This window comes from Flavobacterium petrolei (assembly GCF_003314435.2).
GTDB lineage: Bacteria > Bacteroidota > Bacteroidia > Flavobacteriales > Flavobacteriaceae > Flavobacterium > Flavobacterium petrolei.
Genome location: NZ_QNVY02000021.1, coordinates 1 through 526, shown reverse-complemented (window position 1 = coordinate 526; position 526 = coordinate 1). Strand labels below are relative to the sequence as shown.

The window sequence follows — 526 nt, the reverse complement described above, 5'->3', positions numbered from 1 at the left end:
CAAAATCTACATTGAATTAGACTGTTTTCTTTTTCTCTTTTTGGCTTCCTGGGGAGCAGCAGGTCCATCGTCATTAGTATTTTGACTCTGTTTTTTATTATCCTGCTTCTGTGAGGTATTTTGTCCTTCTGATTGCTTTTCCTCTTTCGTCTGGCGGTTGTCAATGCGTTTAAGATTTCCATCGTAGGCATTGATAGTTTTAAACTGTGGATTAGCTTCAATATAATGCTTGACTTCTTTACCGTCTTTCAAGAAAGTGGCCGATTGTAAGTTTCCTTTTTTCAGGGAATCCATTAAATCTTCTTTAAACTTAGCAGTATCCAGTTCCTTGATTGGATGTTTGGACAGCGCTGCCTCTAAATCATACCCATAATTTTGATGATATTGATTCAGTTTGAAATTGCCCGCACTGTCAGATTCCTTAAAATCCATTTGTACCCATGTGTTATAGACCTGACCTTCTTTACTGGTTAAATCTTTATTCACTGCTCTTCCTTCCATGAGGTTGTAGGCTTCCTTCATGGTA

General features: G+C 37.8%; 1 pseudogene. It reads right to left on the bottom strand.

From position 1 onward, the window contains the following. Positions 1–6: 6 nt before the first annotated feature. A pseudogene (locus DR871_RS16350) lies at positions 7–526 on the bottom strand (hypothetical protein); the annotation flags it as partial.